This window comes from Bacillus sp. SIMBA_074 (assembly GCF_046534555.1).
In the GTDB taxonomy this organism is placed as follows: Bacteria; Bacillota; Bacilli; order Bacillales; family Bacillaceae_G; genus Bacillus_A; species Bacillus_A mycoides.
This window is the reverse complement of sequence record NZ_JAWRYM010000348.1, coordinates 1-288: the sequence shown is the minus strand read 5'-3', so window position 1 is coordinate 288 and position 288 is coordinate 1. Positions and strand designations below refer to the sequence as shown.

At 72.2% G+C, this 288-nt stretch carries 1 protein-coding gene; it reads right to left on the bottom strand.

Annotation, left to right across the window (positions count from 1 at the left end):
• Nucleotides 1-288, bottom strand: a 288-nt coding sequence (locus tag SB773_RS31110; protein WP_410594120.1) for an aldehyde dehydrogenase family protein, incomplete at both ends; no start/stop codon positions are given.

Below are 288 nucleotides of genomic sequence, written 5' to 3'. Positions count from 1 at the left end.
GCCGACCTGCGCCCCCAGGGCGGCGTTGCCGCAATAGAGCAGGCGGTCGACGGTGCTGGCGCACAGACCCTCGATCGCAGCGGTGTCGCCCTGCAACAGGTTGACCACGCCGGCCGGCCATTCTTCGCGTGCCGTCAGCTCGCACAGCGCGAACACCGCCGACGGCGCCTTCGGGCTCGGCTTGACGACCAGGGTGGCGCCGGCCATCAGGGCGGGGGCCATGGTTTCCGCAAAAGCGGCCAGCGGGCGGCTGGCATCGAGCACGATGCCCAGCACGCCGGTCTGCCC